The organism is Mycobacterium yunnanensis (assembly GCF_025823185.1).
In the GTDB taxonomy this organism is placed as follows: Bacteria; Actinomycetota; Actinomycetes; order Mycobacteriales; family Mycobacteriaceae; genus Mycobacterium; species Mycobacterium yunnanensis.
Genome location: NZ_JACKVK010000013.1, coordinates 293916 through 310747 on the forward strand (window position 1 = coordinate 293916; position 16832 = coordinate 310747).

17 protein-coding genes and 1 tRNA gene are annotated in these 16832 nt (G+C 62.0%); 8 read left to right on the forward strand and 10 right to left on the reverse strand.

The window, feature by feature from the left end:
• Window positions 1–15 precede the first annotated feature (15 nt).
• The 6 genes from H7K45_RS25035 to H7K45_RS25060 all read right to left on the reverse strand — a co-directional run bounded on the left by H7K45_RS25035 (window position 16) and on the right by H7K45_RS25060 (window position 4504).
• The gene (locus H7K45_RS25035; RefSeq protein ID WP_263998769.1) at window positions 16–603 is read right to left on the reverse strand and encodes a TetR/AcrR family transcriptional regulator; all 588 of its coding nucleotides are present in this window, start codon (window positions 601–603) and stop codon (window positions 16–18) included.
• A gap of 447 nt (window positions 604–1050) precedes the next feature.
• Entirely contained in the window at window positions 1051–1728 is a 678-nt protein-coding gene (locus H7K45_RS25040; protein ID WP_263998770.1) for a GAF and ANTAR domain-containing protein, read from the reverse strand.
• Window positions 1725–1943, reverse strand: coding sequence for a hypothetical protein (locus tag H7K45_RS25045; RefSeq protein WP_263998772.1), 219 nt, complete (start codon window positions 1941–1943; stop codon window positions 1725–1727). The genes H7K45_RS25040 and H7K45_RS25045 overlap by 4 nt, the downstream gene beginning before the upstream one ends.
• A 40-nt stretch (window positions 1944–1983) precedes the next feature.
• Window positions 1984–2466, reverse strand: coding sequence for a hypothetical protein (locus tag H7K45_RS25050; RefSeq protein ID WP_372512635.1), 483 nt, complete (start codon window positions 2464–2466; stop codon window positions 1984–1986).
• Window positions 2463–3728, reverse strand: coding sequence for a molybdopterin-dependent oxidoreductase (locus tag H7K45_RS25055; RefSeq protein ID WP_263999311.1), 1266 nt, complete (start codon window positions 3726–3728; stop codon window positions 2463–2465). Before H7K45_RS25055 ends, H7K45_RS25050 begins: the two co-directional genes overlap by 4 nt.
• A 146-nt stretch (window positions 3729–3874) precedes the next feature.
• Window positions 3875–4504 carry a class I SAM-dependent methyltransferase gene (locus H7K45_RS25060; RefSeq protein WP_263998773.1) on the reverse strand — a complete coding sequence of 210 codons (630 nt, stop codon included), beginning with the start codon at window positions 4502–4504 and terminating at the stop codon, window positions 3875–3877.
• 498 nt (window positions 4505–5002) lie between these two features.
• Here H7K45_RS25060 and H7K45_RS25065 point away from each other — a divergent pair, with 498 nt between their 5' ends.
• The 8 genes from H7K45_RS25065 (at window position 5003) to H7K45_RS25100 (ending at window position 15285) form a co-directional block, all read left to right on the forward strand.
• Entirely contained in the window at window positions 5003–5338 is a 336-nt protein-coding gene (locus H7K45_RS25065; protein WP_263998774.1) for a hypothetical protein, read from the forward strand.
• A gap of 1427 nt (window positions 5339–6765) precedes the next feature.
• Complete coding sequence (locus H7K45_RS25070) at window positions 6766–7488, forward strand: hypothetical protein (RefSeq protein ID WP_263998775.1); 723 nt, start codon at window positions 6766–6768, stop codon at window positions 7486–7488.
• Window positions 7485–7694 carry a hypothetical protein gene (locus H7K45_RS25075; protein WP_263998776.1) on the forward strand — a complete coding sequence of 70 codons (210 nt, stop codon included), beginning with the start codon at window positions 7485–7487 and terminating at the stop codon, window positions 7692–7694. Before H7K45_RS25070 ends, H7K45_RS25075 begins: the two co-directional genes overlap by 4 nt.
• The gene (locus H7K45_RS25080; protein ID WP_263998777.1) at window positions 7691–8017 is read left to right on the forward strand and encodes a hypothetical protein; all 327 of its coding nucleotides are present in this window, start codon (window positions 7691–7693) and stop codon (window positions 8015–8017) included. The genes H7K45_RS25075 and H7K45_RS25080 overlap by 4 nt, the downstream gene beginning before the upstream one ends.
• 757 nt (window positions 8018–8774) lie before the next feature.
• Complete coding sequence (locus tag H7K45_RS25085) at window positions 8775–12611, forward strand: DEAD/DEAH box helicase (RefSeq protein WP_263998778.1); 3837 nt, start codon at window positions 8775–8777, stop codon at window positions 12609–12611.
• A gap of 176 nt (window positions 12612–12787) precedes the next feature.
• Entirely contained in the window at window positions 12788–13336 is a 549-nt protein-coding gene (locus H7K45_RS25090) for a hypothetical protein (RefSeq protein ID WP_263998779.1), read from the forward strand.
• Window positions 13337–13654: 318 nt separating this feature from the next.
• Window positions 13655–14203 (forward strand): hypothetical protein, encoded by a 549-nt coding sequence (locus tag H7K45_RS25095; protein WP_263998780.1) that lies wholly within the window; start codon window positions 13655–13657, stop codon window positions 14201–14203.
• A 305-nt stretch (window positions 14204–14508) separates the two neighbouring features.
• A complete protein-coding gene (locus H7K45_RS25100) occupies window positions 14509–15285 on the forward strand; it encodes a hypothetical protein (protein WP_263998781.1) in 777 nt (258 codons plus the stop codon).
• On the opposite strand, the gene H7K45_RS25105 is transcribed toward H7K45_RS25100, so the two are convergent.
• From H7K45_RS25105 to H7K45_RS25120, 4 genes are all read right to left on the reverse strand, one after another.
• Window positions 15271–15573: a hypothetical protein gene (locus tag H7K45_RS25105; protein ID WP_263998782.1), complete on the reverse strand. Its 303-nt coding sequence runs from the start codon at window positions 15571–15573 to the stop codon at window positions 15271–15273. The two genes, H7K45_RS25100 and H7K45_RS25105, sit on opposite strands and share 15 nt — an antisense overlap.
• A 180-nt stretch (window positions 15574–15753) precedes the next feature.
• Window positions 15754–15828: transfer RNA gene (locus H7K45_RS25110), tRNA-Val, on the reverse strand.
• Window positions 15829–15875: 47 nt separating this feature from the next.
• Window positions 15876–16334 (reverse strand): peroxiredoxin, encoded by a 459-nt coding sequence (locus tag H7K45_RS25115; protein ID WP_263998783.1) that lies wholly within the window; start codon window positions 16332–16334, stop codon window positions 15876–15878.
• 5 nt (window positions 16335–16339) lie between these two features.
• Entirely contained in the window at window positions 16340–16762 is a 423-nt protein-coding gene (locus H7K45_RS25120; RefSeq protein WP_263998784.1) for a DUF3052 domain-containing protein, read from the reverse strand.
• Window positions 16763–16832 lie beyond the last annotated feature (70 nt).

The window sequence follows — 16832 nt, forward strand, 5'->3', positions numbered from 1 at the left end:
CGTCGAGTAGGCGAGCTAGTGGGGGGGTTCGCCCAAGATCGCATGGACCGCGTCCTCGAGCCCTTGCCAGACCTTCTCGAAGGATTCGAACCGAGCGCCGATGAGCGCCCCGTTGAAGATCAGTCCCAAGCTCGTGGTCATGTGCGCCGGCCAGCCAGGACCGAGCGCCGACGTGATCCGGCGGGAGACTTCCTCGGCGATGGCCTTGCGAATGGGCTCTACCACCGGTTCGCTGACGATGAGCGACGCCGCGCACGCAGTCGCCAGCTCGGGTTTGTGTGCGGCCACGAGGAGCATGTCCTCCATGGTGGCGACCACCCGGAGCGCTGTCGGCACGTTCACATCGGTCCGCAACGGAAGATCTTGCAGCAGGCCGAGATAGATGGCCGCCACCAAGGCATTCTTCGACGAGAAGTACTTATAGGCATTCGCCGGTGAGACCCCGGCCCGATCGGCGACTGCACGGATCGAGATGTCGCCGTCAGCGGAATCGTGGAGTTCTTCGAGGCCGGCGGCGAGCAGCCGACCTTCGGTCTCCTTGCGGCGCCGGTCTTGACGGCGGCCAACCTCCGCGGACGCCTTGGGTGACGCCGCCCGAGTCATGTCTACACCCTAGGACAACGATTCCGTCGTCGTGCGGACAGGTGAGAGGCGGCCACTCGTCTCAACGCTCCCGTCGGCGTTCGCGTCTCGTTGATCCTCGAGCAAGTGCGGCACGACGAGATCTACGAAGCCGGCGGTCAAGCGGTAGGCGTCGTCCATCGATCCGCCGTTGAGGATCGCACCGGAGAGCATCGTATTGATGATGCGACACAACATGATTGCGGTGTCAAAAGGATTCTTGCGGACCCAGCGAGGCGAAGTCGGCGGCCAGAGTGCGTTGGGCGGTCTCGGCGAACTGCCGCAACCAGCGAATGAGAAGAGCAATGGCGATTGCTCGTTGCGAACGACACGAACTGGTCCTGAAGTGACATGACCGACAAAGGCATCGGCTTCTACCTGAGGGTGTCCGAATCTACCGTGCGGTACTGGCTGATCTCCACGGGTGGGCTACCGGTTGCGCAGAATGCTGAGCGCGACGTCGGCCAGCTTGGTGTTGGTTTCCTGGGACAGTCTGGTAAGCAAGGTGAACGCCTGCACTTCACCGATCTTGAAGCGCTCCATGATCATTCCCTTGGCCTGCCCGATGAGATCGCGTGAGGCCAGCGCCCGGTGAAACTGGTCCGCGGCCTGCGCGCCGGCGAGTGCTACCGAGGCATGCTGCGCAAAGAGTTCACCGTAGAAGAACGATTCGTCGTCGAATACACCTGGTTCACCGCCGTACAGATTTAGGGCACCCATGGTGTCCTTCCCGACGAACAACCGACAGGACAGCGACGTGCGCACGCCGAGCTCCAGAGCGGCTCTGGCGAAGACGGGCCAGCGGGCATCGGTGCCCATGTCGTTGATGTGAACGGTGTGGTGTTCGTGCAACGCAGAGATGCACGGTCCTTGACCCGTTTCGGATTGCCATGCGTCGAGATTGCCGACAAGGGGATGGGTGGGTGCCCGCGCCTCGACGGCGCGTCCTTTGACCAACGAGATTCCGGCCCATCGCACCCCTGGAACGATGCTGACAGCGCCGGCAGTGATGGTCTGCAAAATGTCGTCGGTGTCGTCTTGTGCATGCATTTCGACAGCCAGTTCACCGAGCAACTGGGCCGCTTCTGGGCGAGTGTTTTCGGTCATCTGAGTGGGGTACCCATGTCCGCCTTGTATGTCGATCCGTACCGTTCGGACACTTCGTTTTCTGGCCAAAGGAGTCGTTGCGCTCGCGCGGCCTCGGTGAACGATTCCGGCTGCAACGTAAAGTCAGCCTCGTAGTACTGGTCGCCGCTACTGATCTGCACCCAGAACTGAATTGATGCGGCACTCAGTTGGCGGGCCAGCTCACCGGTATTCATGTCGTCAGAGCTCCTCGTATGCACGTGGTGTTAGGTGGTGTCATCGTGGCGTCCGGGTCGTCCGCAAACCGAATGTGATTGCGCTGAGGGTGAAGAACGTCGCGGTGAGCCACAACCACCGCGTAAGGAAGGGCTCCTGGGTGTGGCCGGTCGCCGCCTGGTAGGCGGGCCCACCCTGCTCGATGATGCCGGGAAGGAAGACCAGAAAGGTGAGAGTGGCTGCCATCGACGGGATCCGCAGGTAGTTCACCGTGGCGGACCGCTGTCGACTGCGGACGCGGGTGCCGCGTTGCAGGGCCCGGTCGGCGACCGCATAGACGGGGAAGGCGATCAGGTCGTGGGCGATGATCGCTATGACGAACCACACGGCGATCGACTGCCACCAAGACTGTGGATTCCACAGCGCGGCCGGTGTCATAGTGGCCACGGCCGCGGCGAGGACCGCGAAACCCGCCGTCATCAGCACCAGATGGCCGGGACCGGACCCGTACAGCTTGGAGAAGCGCCCGACGACGGATGTCACGAGGTGCTCTGAAAGTCGATCATCGCAACCCACTTCGTGTTGTGCACTCCCGGTAAGGCCGGGACGATGACGCGGGCGGGGAAGCCGTGGTCGATCGACAGGTCAGCGCCGTTGACTTGCAACGCCAACAACGAGTCCAAGTCGGCGACCTGGTTGCCTTGCAACGTCGCTCGGCTAAAGGCGCCGCCACGCTCGAGTGAGGAGACCCGCGCCAGAACCGGCTCCGGCACCCCTGCCGTTCGCGCCAGGTCGATCAGTCGCACGCCGGTCCACGTCTCGGTAGTCGACCAGCCCTCTACACAGGCGATCGGCAGCCGGGCGGTGTGCTGGGGCATCGCGGTGAGCGCGGCCCGGTCGAGCACGACCGGCGACGGCCCGCCGGTCACGGTGAGTCGCCACTGCGGCCCGGTGGCGGCCGGGTCGACGCCGGCCGCGGCGGCGGTCCGGTTGACCTGAAAGTCGTTGGGCCCTGGCCCTAGGTCCCGACCGCGGGGCAGGAGTAGCGCGGCGTGGCGGGTGATGCCGCCCAGTGTCTGGCCGGCGGTGAGGACGGCCATCAACAGCGCGCCGCCACCGACGACGGCCAGCGCGCCACGGCGGCTGATGGTCGGCGGTGCGGGGTCGACCGCCACCAGTCCGTCGACGTCGGTGGGCTCCACCTTGGTGTCGTCGAGGTTGGTGCGCAACACCGTTGTCGGCGACATCGTCTTCAGCGAGGCGACCATGCGTGGCATCTTCAGGATGACGTGGACGACGAATCCGGTGATGAACACCCAGGCGCCCCAGTAGTGCGCGGTGTAGAAGCTGAATCCAAAGACGTAGTCGTACTGGATGTTCAGCACGCCGGTGACGATTTCGAACAGGATGCCGCCGACGAGCATCAGCAGGGTGAGTCGTTCGAGTATCTGGGCGAGCGACCGTGCCGGCGGCCAGGTGAAGAGTCTCGGTATCACCGACCACAGTTTGGCCAGGACCACCGGGATGAGGATGAGACCCAGCCCGACGTGGAAGCCCTGGGTCAGCCGGTAGAGCCACGACGGGCGGGTCGGCCAGTCGAAGGTGGGCAGCACGAACCACCCGACGTCGGCCGGAATGGCCTGCCCGAATTGGGGGCCGTAAGCGATGTAGGACAGCAGCCCGGTCACGATGACGACGGGCAAAGTGACGAGCAGGACCAGACCGAACACCGACGTCAGCCACGGTCCCCGCAACGGACTGCGCCACCGCAGACCTCGGAGACCCGGGGGTGGATGGGCGGCCATCGACCGCCACAGCGCAGCCGGAAAACCGTAGTCGTCTCGGCGGTCCTCGTCGCCCGGAGCGGGTGGTCGCTCACCGGCTCTCGACTCGTCGCGGCCGTGATCGTTCACCGGTCGGCGTCGTGCACCCGTCGGCGTCCACCGACGGCTCAGACCCATGCCATGCTCGCCAACGCGCGGTCGCCGATCACCTGAATGTCCTTCAAGCGCAACCCTGCCCGCTCGGCGATCTCCTCGGCGTGGTCGACCCCGACGGTGGCCCAGGGAAACCACGGCCCGGCGCGCTCGTCGGTCTCCAACCGGGTGAGCATCGTCGTCGCCCCGTGGTGGTGTGCGTCGAACTCCACCAGGACGTTCCCTCCGGCGGCCAGCATGTCCCGGCATCGCCGAAGGATGCGCAAAGGGTCCCCGGCCAGACCGATGTTGCCGTCGACCAACAACACCGTGCGCCACAGGCCGATCCCCGGTAGCGGTTCGAACACGTCGGCGCACAACGCTGGCGCGCCCCAGAGCCGGGCCAGCGCAACCGCACGCGGTGAACGGTCCACGCCCAGTGCCGGCACGCCGCGGCGGGTGAGTCGGGTGATGAGCCGTGCCGGCCCGCAGCCCAATTCAAGGGTCGGTCCGTCGCACATCGCCAGGACGGCGTCGTCGAAGGGTGCGTCGCCGGGGTGGTTGCCCAGCCACCGCTGCAAGGGCAGATCCGTTCTGCGGCCGTCGGTGTTGCGAATGAAGCAGCGTTCGCCCGCGAGCGCCCGTTCATACAGATCGCCGAACATCAGCACTCCTTGATCGTCGAAGATTCGTTGACGTACGTCCCGGATCGGGCTCGCCGGGGTGGTCGCGTGCCGCCGTCAGGCCAGGCACGTCATTGCAGAGTCATTCGCTGCCGGTGGACGAACGGTTGGTCCGGTAAACGAAGAACCTGAAACACGTCATCGGGTGGTCGGCACCGCAGTGTCGTCCCACCCCGGCCGCCACCCTCGTCAGGTGAGCACCTCACCTCACATCGCTGAGTGTGGCGTGGGGTGGACGTGGCGGTACGTGAAGATTTCGAAGCGGCCGGGGTTTGGCCGGGCCGGATGTGGGCATTGTGCAGGTGCCCGATTGTGGGCCGTTGCCCGTTGCCGGGCGACGAAGATCCAGCGGAGCCGAGCCACGTGCTACCGCTGCAGCATTGGGGGCGGGTGCACGCAGTGCGCCCGGCGGCAATTCATTCGGGCTCGGAGATACCAGCGCGCGTACCGCCCCTGCCTTCCGTACTCCGCTGAAGGGTCATGACCGTGGAAACCGACGATTTCGCGAAACAAGTTGCTAGAGAGAATTATTCATCCAGCCGGCCCACGGTGTACGTCGACGACGACCGCGCCTTTCATCGGACCGCTCTGGCGACCCCCGTATGTACCGCCAATTTGTCCGACATCGTGGGCATCGAGAACGACCCGTCGCTGCAACTCGCCGGTGTCAGCGTCGATGACAACGTGGTCAGGGTCAAGGTCGTGAGTGCCACAGGCATTCATGTCTTGCACTTCGCCGCTGAAGATGCCCGCCGCGTCGTCACCGAACTCATCGCGTGGTCCACCGACTACCGTGGCCTTGGCGAGAACGTATAGCGCAGTTCTGGTAGTGCTACACGAAGCGAGCACTTTCGACGGGCCGCGGCCGGGCGGTGGCCCCACCACCTAGGTGCACCACTGCTTGCCCGCGTCCTCGAGCAGGTGACGCACGCGTGCGACGGGACTCTGCCTCTAGGGCTTGACCGAGCGAGGCCCGCTCCGCCTCCTGCTGTCGCTTGAACGCGCGTTCGTTCCTAGAACTTGAAATGCCCGACGACGGCGGTCGCCACGGCGAGGCAGCCAGCGTTGCCACGAGAGTTCGAGCCTCTTGGCGCACTCTTGGCGCAACCGTGGATTTCAGAATCGGACTTGGCGAAGCTGAAAACGCTGCGGCGTCGTCGACATGGTGGGCGCGGAGGGGATCGAACCCACGACCGCTGGTGTGTAAAAGCCTTTGGCCAGCACTTATGCCGTCTCAGCGTGCCTACGGTCTTTAAATATGTCCAGCTCAGCGGTATTCCGCCGTCCTACTCGTCCCTGCAATCTCATGCTGTTTGCGCGCGTCTTGGCACACTCTTGGCACACAACGGGGGTTCTGTTGAACGGCTGACAGTACGACCGTTCGCCAACCAGAAACGCCTCATTCGAGTCCTACTGCGAGCGGCCCTACCATGGGGTCGCAGGTGTCGGACGCTCGCCGCAGCCGTTCTACTCGCGTGGTGAAACGTCGCCCGACGGTACTCAAAATTGCAAGCAAAGCCCCTATGCGGACACCATCCATCGTCGAGTGCTGCGGCTCGGCGGTGTTGCGTGCCTGCGCCACCGATCTTTCTTAGCGGCTCAAATCGCGATGCACCGGCGTGCCGCCGCTGCAACCCGATGGTGACTGAGTTCTCATACTCAATCTGGCCCTCGCCGGTCTGCCATCGCGCCAGCACTCCGCCGGCTTCCGCATCATGGCGGCCTGCGGGAGTAGTGGATCCATCACGTTCCGCCCCAGACGGCACCGGCGACGTCTACGCGGAGAACGGGACCGTAATGGGTGGGCGAGGCACGACGGGTGGAGAGACTTCCACGAGATCTGGGCAGCCGAGTTCACGTTGCACACCCAGGCCAGTCGAAAACTCCGAATGCATGAACCACGCAGAGTACGGCGCACCACCGGGGATACGTTCGCTTGACAGTCAAAGCCCGTACTCAGATTCGTCAAGACGAGGTTACGAAAGGCGTGGAGAGCAGGCCTTTCCCTGCCTCACCCTGTATCGTCGGCTTTCGTGCGCGCGTCTCAATTGCTGGCATCCGAAAACCCAAAGCTGGCCCATGACCTTCGAATCTTGCGCAAAATGCTTAGCGAATCGTCGGAGGTTCTAGGGATTGGATACGGCTCCGGGGACGACGGAAGAGTAATTGCATCGGTGACACTTGGGTGGGAGCAACCCGTTGCCGGACGCGCTTACATGTATTCCGAGGGCGGCGGTTTCAGCATGAAGTCCAAGGACTATTTTGGTGATCAGATTGAAAAGCATTTTTACGACGTCTTGTCTCAAGGCCATTTAACCGAATTTGTTTCGCACTTCAACTACATCAAAGTCACAGCAGTTCCTCGCCCCGTAGCCCAGATCGGTCCCATCGACGCAGCACACTGCGGCGGATCGGTCGGTCCGGGCACTTTCGGAGCATCTATAAGTTGCAACGGCACAGCTGGAGTCTTAAGTGCAGGGCACATCAGCGCACTAATCGGCAATTCTCCGGTGCACGCATACACGTCAAATGGTGCTTACGTCGGCATGGTCAGCCAGAGAATGTGTTACGAATACGACCAATATGGACAGAGGGTCACCCCCACCATGGAAGTGCCCGATGTGTGCGTCGTAGACACTTCGGACACCTTTTCCTCGACGGGCCTTTCGGCAGGTATCGCACAAATTAGAGACGTCGTAACCTCCTACGGAGCCGTCACCTCAGGTCTGAGCTCTCAGTTGGAAACGATCGGCGCGCCGTTCGCTGGCCCAGACCCATCGTTCGGCGTCTGGGGGGAAACCATGATGACGATGCACGCGATCTCCACCGGCGGAGATTCCGGCGCGGTTGTCTGTAACGCAGACGGTCACGTTGTTGGCCAGGTGGTTGGCGGTTACCCTGGGGTCTACTCACTGATACAGGACATCGATTACCTCCTACAGGCGACGGGAGCCGTTCTGCGATGAACGCGGAGAAGGCGGTCGCAGCGTATGCGCGACGCCGCATGGCTCGTGGTGAACTGCTGACCTGGCAGTTCGACGCAGACCATCACCGTGCGACGCTCTACGTCCCTGAAGGCGTACCGGTATCCAGCTTTCCTAAAGAGATCGCGGGGATCGCGATGCGGATCAGACACCTGCCACGGCCCGTGCATTCGGGGCTTGCTGGATGACCACCGCCTGCGTAGTAACCGGTTTCTGCATCATCGCGGCTGCAGGCACGCTTGGACTAGCAATTTTCTTCGCCTTCAACGATCGAGACGCGGCAACAAAGTTAAGAGACGCAGCCAAAAACGCGAGCGAGACACTAGCTAGGCCAGACGACAACGGAACGCCGATCAGGGCTCAGGGTGCTGGTGTCGACTTTGGCGGGATCGCGAAACTCGCTGAGGCACTTGAGAAGTTGAACCCGTCCGGGCGGTTTCTGATTGCTTCTATCGTTTTCACCACAGCAGCCACAGTCGTGACGAGCGTTGGCTCCGCAGTTGGTAGCTGATGGAGGCGGCAGGATAGCGGCAGGAAATACTTGCCCTAAGACTTGCGACGCACAGCCGTCGCGCGAGAGACCACACCTGCTAAATTCGGTCACTGGCGTTTCCGCGACCGCATCAGTCGTCGTGCCCTGCAATTGATCGCTATTTTCAACAGATCCCTCTTTCTACCTACCGATAACCAAATGATCCTGGCAACGAAGTCTCGGCGAAGAAGTACAGCCAGCAGTGCGAATGTCTTTGCAGCATCTATTCATGGCCGACAACAACGCGATGCTCCGCTATCGAACGACCCGCAAACTGCCAAGACCAGGCAGTGGCCCTGAATAGGCGTTTCGCGTTCCCAGGGCAATGGTGTCGGCGTCGGGGACGCGCAACTGCCGTAAGCGTTGTCGTCAGGACTGTGGTCACCACGCCGATCAAGGGTCAGGTTTTCGCACCACAGACCCGCAAATTAAGAGTCGGCTACTAACGAAGCGCCGATCCGCCGGATTCAGTCAGCAGATCCCCGCTTTCGCCGGTGCCTCTGAGCGCCCTGACCGTCGCTCAGATACAGCGATGTTGTCAGCAGCTACTCGCGTACCTCACGACGTTTCACGCCTTGTGAAACGTCGCGACAGCCGCGAAGTCGGCTCTTCGGGCACCGCCCCGGCGAACCTTGGATATACGTCTTAGCAGTGTCGCATGACGCGCGTTGGCAGAGTTCAGGTCACAGCGGGCGCGATTCTCGAACTTGTCAGGCGTAGCCCATACGCTCTGCTCATGGGGAACTTTGCCGCGTTAGTGATGAACCTCGACCAGGCCAGCAATAACCGCAGGGGCAAGCAGTTTGAACACATTTGTCAATGGTTTTTGACCAATGATCCGGTTTATGCCGCGCAGCTTCGGCAGGTGTGGCTGTGGGATGAGTGGCCGCGCCGGTGGGGCATCGACGCTGGGATCGACCTGGTCGCTGAGGACCACGACGGGCATCTGTGGGCAATCCAGGCCAAGGCTTACGACCCTGCCTATCGGGTGACGAAGAGGGATGTGAACAAGTTCCTTGCAGAAGCTGGCCGGCCGATCTTTAGCTTTCGGCTATTGATCGCCACGACGAATCTGATCGACAAGATCGCCGAGCGCACCATTCAAGGGCAGGGCACCGCCAGTTTTTTAAATCTCTCGGCGCTGGAGGCTGCGCAGGTGGACTGGCCATCCTCCCCGTCACGGTTGACGGTTGCCAAGCCGGTAAAACCAAAGAAGCCACGCCCGCATCAGCGGGACGCGATCAGGGACGTACTGAAAGGATTTCAGAGCGCCGATCGCGGGCAATTGATCATGGCTTGCGGGACGGGCAAGACGTTGGCCGCGCTGTTCATCAAGGAAAAGTTGGATGCCGAGCGGACGCTGATTCTGCTGCCGTCGCTGTCGCTGCTGAAACAGACGCTGCGGGAATGGACTGCTAACAAAACGACCGGCTTCGAGTTTCAGGCGGTGTGTTCTGACGACACCGTTGTCGGCGATGATGTCGCGCTCGCGCATGCGAGTGACCTGGGTCTGCCGGTGACGACGGATCCGGCGGAGATCGCCGGGTTTTTGCGGCGCCGCTCGGGCCGTCGGGTGGTGTTCGCCACCTACCAGTCCTCGCCGCAGGTCGCCAAAGCCTTTGCCCTGGGCCGTGTTCCAAAGTTCGATCTGGTAGTGGCTGACGAGGCACACAGATGCGCCGGTCCGGTGTCGTCGGACTTCGCCACTGTTCTCGACGTAGCGAAGATCCGCGCAAGGCGGCGGTTGTTCATGACGGCGACGCCACGTTATTTCACCGGGCGGCTGGTTCGGGAAGCCATGGAGGCCGAGTACGAGATCGCCTCGATGGACAACGACGAGGTCTTCGGAACGGTCTTCCATCGATTGCCGTTCGGCGAAGCCATCGGACTCAAGCTGCTCAGCGACTACCAGGTCGTCATCGTCGGTGTGGATGACGCCACATACAGGGAGTGGGCAGAGCGTGGTGAGTTGGTCGTCCTAGACGGCGCCACCCCGAGGAAGACGGATGCCCGTACGCTCGCCGGTCAGATCGGGTTGGCGAAGGCTATGCGCAAATACGACTTGCAGCGGGTGATCTCTTTTCATTCACGGGTCAATCGAGCGCGGGATTTTGCCCGGTCGATGCCGGATGTCATCGCGTGGATGCCGGCAAGACAGCGGCCAAAAGGCCGGCTGTGGGCCGACTACGCGTCAGGCAATATGACCGCCGGCGACCGTGAGGTTCGCCTGTACCACCTCGCCAGACTCGAAGACGAGGAGCGCGGCCTTCTCGCAAACGCGCGTTGCCTCGCTGAGGGTATTGACGTGCCAACCCTCGACGGGGTGGCGTTTGTAGACCCCCGCCGTTCCGAGGTGGACATCGTTCAGGCGGTCGGCCGAGCGATCCGCAACTCCGACGACAAGACGGTCGGTACCATCGTCATCCCTGTCTTCATCGATACTGACGAAGATCCTGAAGTGGCCCTAGATGATTCGGCGTTCAGACCGGTTTGGGATGTCATCAAAGCGCTCCGTTCCCACGACGAGGAACTGGGTGAGCAGCTTGACGAATTGCGCCGCGCGCTCGGCCGGCGCGGGGCGCGGGTGAAACTGCCTAGCAAGATCCATGTGAATGTACCGTCCAAGGTCGGCGCGGAGTTCGCCGCGGCGTTCGACGTGCGCCTCGTCGAGCGGACCACGGTGTCGTGGGAGTTCTGGTTCGGTTTGCTAGAGCAGTTCGTCAACGAGACGGGTCACGCGCGAGTGCGCGCGGATGACGACATCGATGGCTACCGCCTCGGCGCTTGGGTGGCGAATCAACGCACGCAACACGCGAAGGGTGTGCTAAAGCCGCAACGTCGAGACGCGCTTGAGGCTGTCCCAGGCTGGACCTGGGATCCGATCAAAGACTACTGGGTTGATCAGTGGTCGGAGCAGTGGGAGGAAGGCTTCCGCCAGCTCCTGCGCTATGTCGAGCGCGAAGGTAACGCCCTCGTTCCAACGAGCTTGGTTACCTCCTCCGGGTATCGGCTTGGGTGGTGGGTGACGTGGCAGCGTCAGCTGCACGGCGACCTCGAGTTGGAAGCAGATCGGGAGCGCCGCCTTTCTGCATTGCCAGGCTGGACATGGGATACACGGGCGACGCAATGGGAGGAAGGCTTCACCAATCTGGTCGAGTACGTAAACCAATACGGCGATGCACGCGTTGCCGTGACGTACAACTTCGACGGGTTCCAATTGGGCAGCTGGGTGAAGGTTCAGCGCAGAGAATTCGCGAAAGGTTCACTCGCTCCGGACCGACAAACCCGCCTAGAGGAGCTGCCCGGCTGGACGTGGGACCCGTTCACCGATCAGTGGGAAGATGGTTTCAAGCAGGTCGCGAACTACGTCGCGAGCAACGGGGATGCCCGCGTACCGCGTTCACACACAGCAGACGGATTCAACCTCGGCGCCTGGGTTAAGAAGCAGCGCGGCGCATTCGGCCGCGGATTGCTCGACGCAGATCGGCGGCGACGCTTGGAGGCATTGCCAGGCTGGACGTGGGACCCGTTCAGTGATCAGTGGGAGGAGGGCTTTCGACGGCTGAGCAACTATGTGGAGCAGCGCGGTAACGCCCGCGTTCCCAAAAGTTGCATCATCGACGGGTTCAACCTTGGATCCTGGGTGCACGTACAACGCCAGAAGCATTCGCGGGGAAATCTCGACGCTAAGCGTCAACGACGGTTAGAAGCGTTATCCGGTTGGAAGTGGGAGGCCCTCAGCGACAAGTGGGAGGACGGCTTTCGGCACATGCTGGCCTACGTGATCCAGTATGGTCATGCCCGAGTTCCGCGGTGGACTGAGACGGAAGATGGCTATCGGCTTGGAGCGTGGGTCAACACTCAGCGCAACAGCTACAAAGCAGGGACGCTAACCGTTGATCGGCAAGAGCGCCTGCTGAAATTGCCCGGATGGACGTTCGACTCCCGAGCCGGCCAGTGGGACGACGCCTACCAACGGCTATTGGAATATGCCGAGGAAACTGGTTCGGCGGACATACCACGTTCCACTAAGGTTGGCGGCTTCCAATTAGGCGCTTGGGTCGGGAACCAACGCGTGGCTCATACCAAAGGGGCCCTGGCGAAAGAACGCGAGGATCTGCTGACAGCGTTGCCGGGTTGGACGTGGAACTCACGCGAGGGCCAGTGGGATCAGTACTACTCGTTGCTGCTGCGGTATGTGAAGACTCAAGGAAATCCCCGGGTTCCGTCTTCATTCGAGATGGACGGTCGCAAACTCGGCATCTGGGTTGTTGGTCAGCGAGCCAAATTCAAACTGCGCGCATTGGACCCTCAGCGCGTTCAGCGTCTAAATGAAATTCCCGGTTGGTCCTGGGATCCGTTCGCTGATCAGTGGAATCAGGGCTACTCAATCCTGGTCGACTATGTGAGGTACAACGGCGACGCCCGCGTTCCGCGGTCGTATGTTGTCGACGGGTTTGCGCTTGGCGGCTGGGTCCAGAAGCAACGTTCGATTTTTAATCGAGGTGGCGGAGACCCTGAGCGGCGTCGACGCTTGGACGAACTGCCCGGCTGGTCGTGGACGGTAGCTTAAAGTCGAACCCGCTGTCGATATGCTCGCCCCCAGAGGGCACCTCGGCTGCTCAGCCATGGCGCAACGGTGAACACCAGTGGACTGGGTGGGCGCAAGCGTCTTGCACATTAGTCGACTCTACGACCAACGAGTTTTGCGATCAGCTGTTGTTCGAGGGTCCGATGAATAGAGGAGCCGTGGCCAAGAAGTATCGAGGGATTGTCCTCATGAGCCCGCTAGCCCGGGAATATGCCGACTGGTGGTCCGTTTGGTATGACCTGCTGAGTGCCCGGCAGGCGCTGCATGACCGCAACTTCATTCCAAACAAGCCGTCGAACATGTACGGTCGCCGCGCGATGTGGGACGGCGCCGTCGTCGCATACTGCCGGGGTTTCAAGCCCGGGCGGCAGTCCGCATTGCTCGGGCCGCTGCTGAACTCGCTAACGCCACTTCAACGCGCACGCCACGACGAGGCCCTCCACTGGCGCGACAAGCACATTGCCCACCGGGTCGACAAGAAGCTCGAACACGTAGCCGTTACCGCCATGGTCGACGCCGACGGGCAAGTGGTCGAGGTACAAGGCAGCGTGACAACGACGATGATGCCGCCGGAGTCGGCGATTCTGGAATTCGCCAAGGTCGTCGACTTGCTGAAAGACCTTGTGTGGGAGAAGCGTCTAGTGCCGCTCGAAGCCGACCTCAAGCAGGAGTATGAAATTCATGGCGTCGTACCGCCTACAGGCTGAGCTGCTACGCCAGACCACTAGCCCGCAGCAATTCGCGATGCGCAGGATTGCTATGTCGTGCCCGCCATCCGCACCCAGTGAGTGTGTCGGACGCTCTCCGGGTCTGTATGGGTGGGAGAATCTGTATGTAAGTGTTGTGTTGGAGAGCGGGCGCTGCTCGGGATGTAGTGAGGGACGAAGTGACAACTGGCGAGCAGAGCGAAAACGAGAGGCCCGCGCCGCAATTGCCGCCACCTCCTCCGCCCACCACGATCACCGTTGAACCGTGGAGGGATCCTTGGCCGGAAGAGAATGTAAAGGGCAGCCAAGGTGACGGTGATGCCGAACGCCGACGTCGTCGCGGGTGAACCGGTTGACCCCGTATCCCCCGCTGGGCAGCTCTATCTGGCTATGGCCAGTGAGTTGCTTACCGCTGAATTTGATCGTCGCAAGACCTTGGAGAGTAGGGGCTCGGCACTTCTGACGTCTAGCGGGACCCTGTTGACCCTAATCTTTGGTCTCACTGTGATTGTCACCGGCAAGGATCATGTTTATGCCGACCGCTGCTCGGTGATCCTGCTACTTGCTGCCTTAGTCGCGTTCGTCCTTTCGGCGGTCATTGCGATATTCGTGCAGACCTATGGCTTCAGATACGCGGTACTGAGCCAGGACGGTCTGAGAAGCCTTCCCCGCGACGACGCCGAGTGGGCCCGGCGAGCGGACGATGCAACTCGTGCGATGTTGAGCAAAAAAGTCAGTACGATTTGCAGCTTACGGAATGGCAATAACACGAAAGCCACCCTTGTCGCTTTCAGCTTGGGATTCCAGGTGGTAGCCATCGCGCTCTTGTCGGCATCAGTCGGATTCGAGCTGTGGGGCCGAGTCTAAAAAAGACGGTGTCCTTAGCATTTCCAGTTTCGTCACATACTGACTGGGCGCTGAAAGAGGGGGCGCAAGCGCCAATTTTTCGGGACCAAGGGTCTATCGCAAACGGTCCTCCGATCACTGCCAGACCGCGCTGTCGTCTTCGACAACGTGGTGACGATCGCTGACCAAATTACGGAGTGTGACCCTGCCACGATCCTCTCGCAGGACTCCGACAATCGGCGCGTCGCTGGTGTAATCCGTCCCGGCATTGACCCGTTCTTCGCTCTACGGGGCGGTACGGTTCTACTTCTATGCACACCGGAAGTATGGATGACCAGCACGCCATCGTCTTCGCAATGTTCGACAGCGCCACGGGTGTGTTTGGGTACACGTGGATATTGGAGTGGTCTACCACGTCGTTCTATCTCAAGACGACTTACAAGCCGCTCCAGCTAACGAAGGTCAGTTTGCACGGTCCTGATCCGAGACATGTTGGAAAGCAACATTTTCGGCTCGACTTCGAGCACCTAGGACCGGCGGCTAAGGCAATCGCACACGGTGGTGGTTGGTCAGTTTCCGAGAACCACCAGCTGCCGCTCTTCTTTCGCGGCCGCGCCGTGAACAAGCGCACCGTTCACGTTGCGAGATTCTCGGCGACATCGGACATGTTTGTCAAAGGTGTTCCGTCCGCTCCGATGCCGACAATGAAGAGGAAGGCGACCTTGCACGCGATTGTCGCCGCTCCAGCGCAATCGAAGGCGACACACGTCGACATATTCTTGAGCAACGTTCGCCCTTATTGGAAAAACGAATCAAAGCTGCGTGCACGGGACGCGGGCATGGGACCGATTGTCAACTCCGCTGGCATGTACCTCACCGCAATCAATTATCAGCGCCCCACGTTGGAGCAACCAGACCCGTTCGGCGACGTCCGCGGCGGGGTGCCTATTGCAGAGTGCGTACGAGGTATTGGTGCAAAGGTCGACCCGGCGGGGTTCCTCTGGATGTGCGAGAAACTGATGCCACGATCCCACGTCGCCTCGACATCGTTGCCACCCCCGCCACGCGGTGCCCCGCCGGCGAGGCCTTCACCAGCCTGCTAGCACCCGGCGAACCCGAATATCAGCTAGATGAAGGGCTTGATCGAGCGAGACCCGCTCCGCCTCCTGCTGTCGCTTGAACGCGCGCTCGTTCCTGAACTTGAAATACCCGACGACAGCGGTCGCCACAGCGAGGCAGCCCGCCAGGACGCGAACCGCGACGAGCAAACTGCCCGGCGGGATGAGGCTGATGGCGAAAGTTGCCGCGGCAGTGAGAACAGCCAGCGCCGTGAGCCATAGGTTAAAGGCGCCTGCACAATCCTTCACAACCTTCGGCTGGTCCACCCCCATCGCGGCAGCATCTCACATGGCTTCGACCACGCCCGGGAATCGCGGACTGCACGCAGTGTGTCGACTCAGGCCGTGTCCTTGTTGCCACGAGAGTTCGAGCCTCTTGGCACACTCTTGGCACAACCGTGGGTTTTGAAATTGGACCTACTGAAGCTTGAAGCGCTCTGACCTGCGTCTACGTGGTGGGCGCGGAGGGGATCGAACCCACGACCGCTGGTGTGTAAAACCAGAGCTCTACCACTGAGCTACACGCCCGTGCTCGGCCAAGTTACACGGCCGAGCACCGGGAGGTGAAATCCTCCTCAGCCGTCCCGAAGGGCCGACAAGGCCCTGGCCCAGACCGTCTGGTCGCGCATCTCCCCCGGTGCGTTCGTCGCGGCGAACCGGACGACACCCGAGCGGTCGACGGCGAAGGTGCCCCGGTTGGCGAATCCGGCGTCGGCGTTGAACACGCCGTAGGCCTGCGCGACGGCGCCGTGGGGCCAGAAGTCCGACAGCAGGGGAATGGTGAACCCACTCTGGGTGGCCCAGACCTTGTGGGTGGGGGGCGGCCCCACCGAGATCGCCAGGGCTCTGACGTCGTCATGGCCGGTCAGCCGTTCCTGAACGTCGTCGAGCTCGCGCTGACAGATGCCGGTGAACGCGAGTGGGAAGAACACCAGGAGGACGTCGGCGGCGGCGCGGCACTCGCGCAGAGCGACGGGACGACCGTTCTGATCCTTGAGCGCGAAGTCGGGCGCCGGGGCGCCCACGTCCAGCACGGTGGTCAGCGGCGCCCGGTGGGACCGGACTTCGGCTGCACCAGCCGGCTGGCGATCCAGTCACCGAGGTTGGCCGAGGAGGTCTGCATCAGACCGGCCGTCGGCGCGGATTCGGCGATGTCGGAGGGCTTCACGTGGCCGGAGTGCCCGGTCTTGGGGGTCACCACCCACACCACGCCGTCTTCGGCCAGCGGCGTGATGGCGTCCATCAAGCGGTCGACCAGGTCGCCGTCGTCGTTGCGCCACCACAGCAGCACCACGTCGATGACGTCTTCGGCGTCCTCGTCGAGCAGCTCGGAACCACATGCATCTTCGATGTCGAACCGAATGTCGTCGTCGGTGTCCTCGTCCCAGCCCAGCTCCTGGACGAGTTGATTCTTCTCGATGCCCAGCTTTCGGGCGTAGTTCGGCGAGTCCGCCGCAACCACCTGTTCCTCCTTCAGCCGGCGTGTCAGCTTTTACCTATCGTCGCACGCCATCGGCGTTCGCTCGACGCCT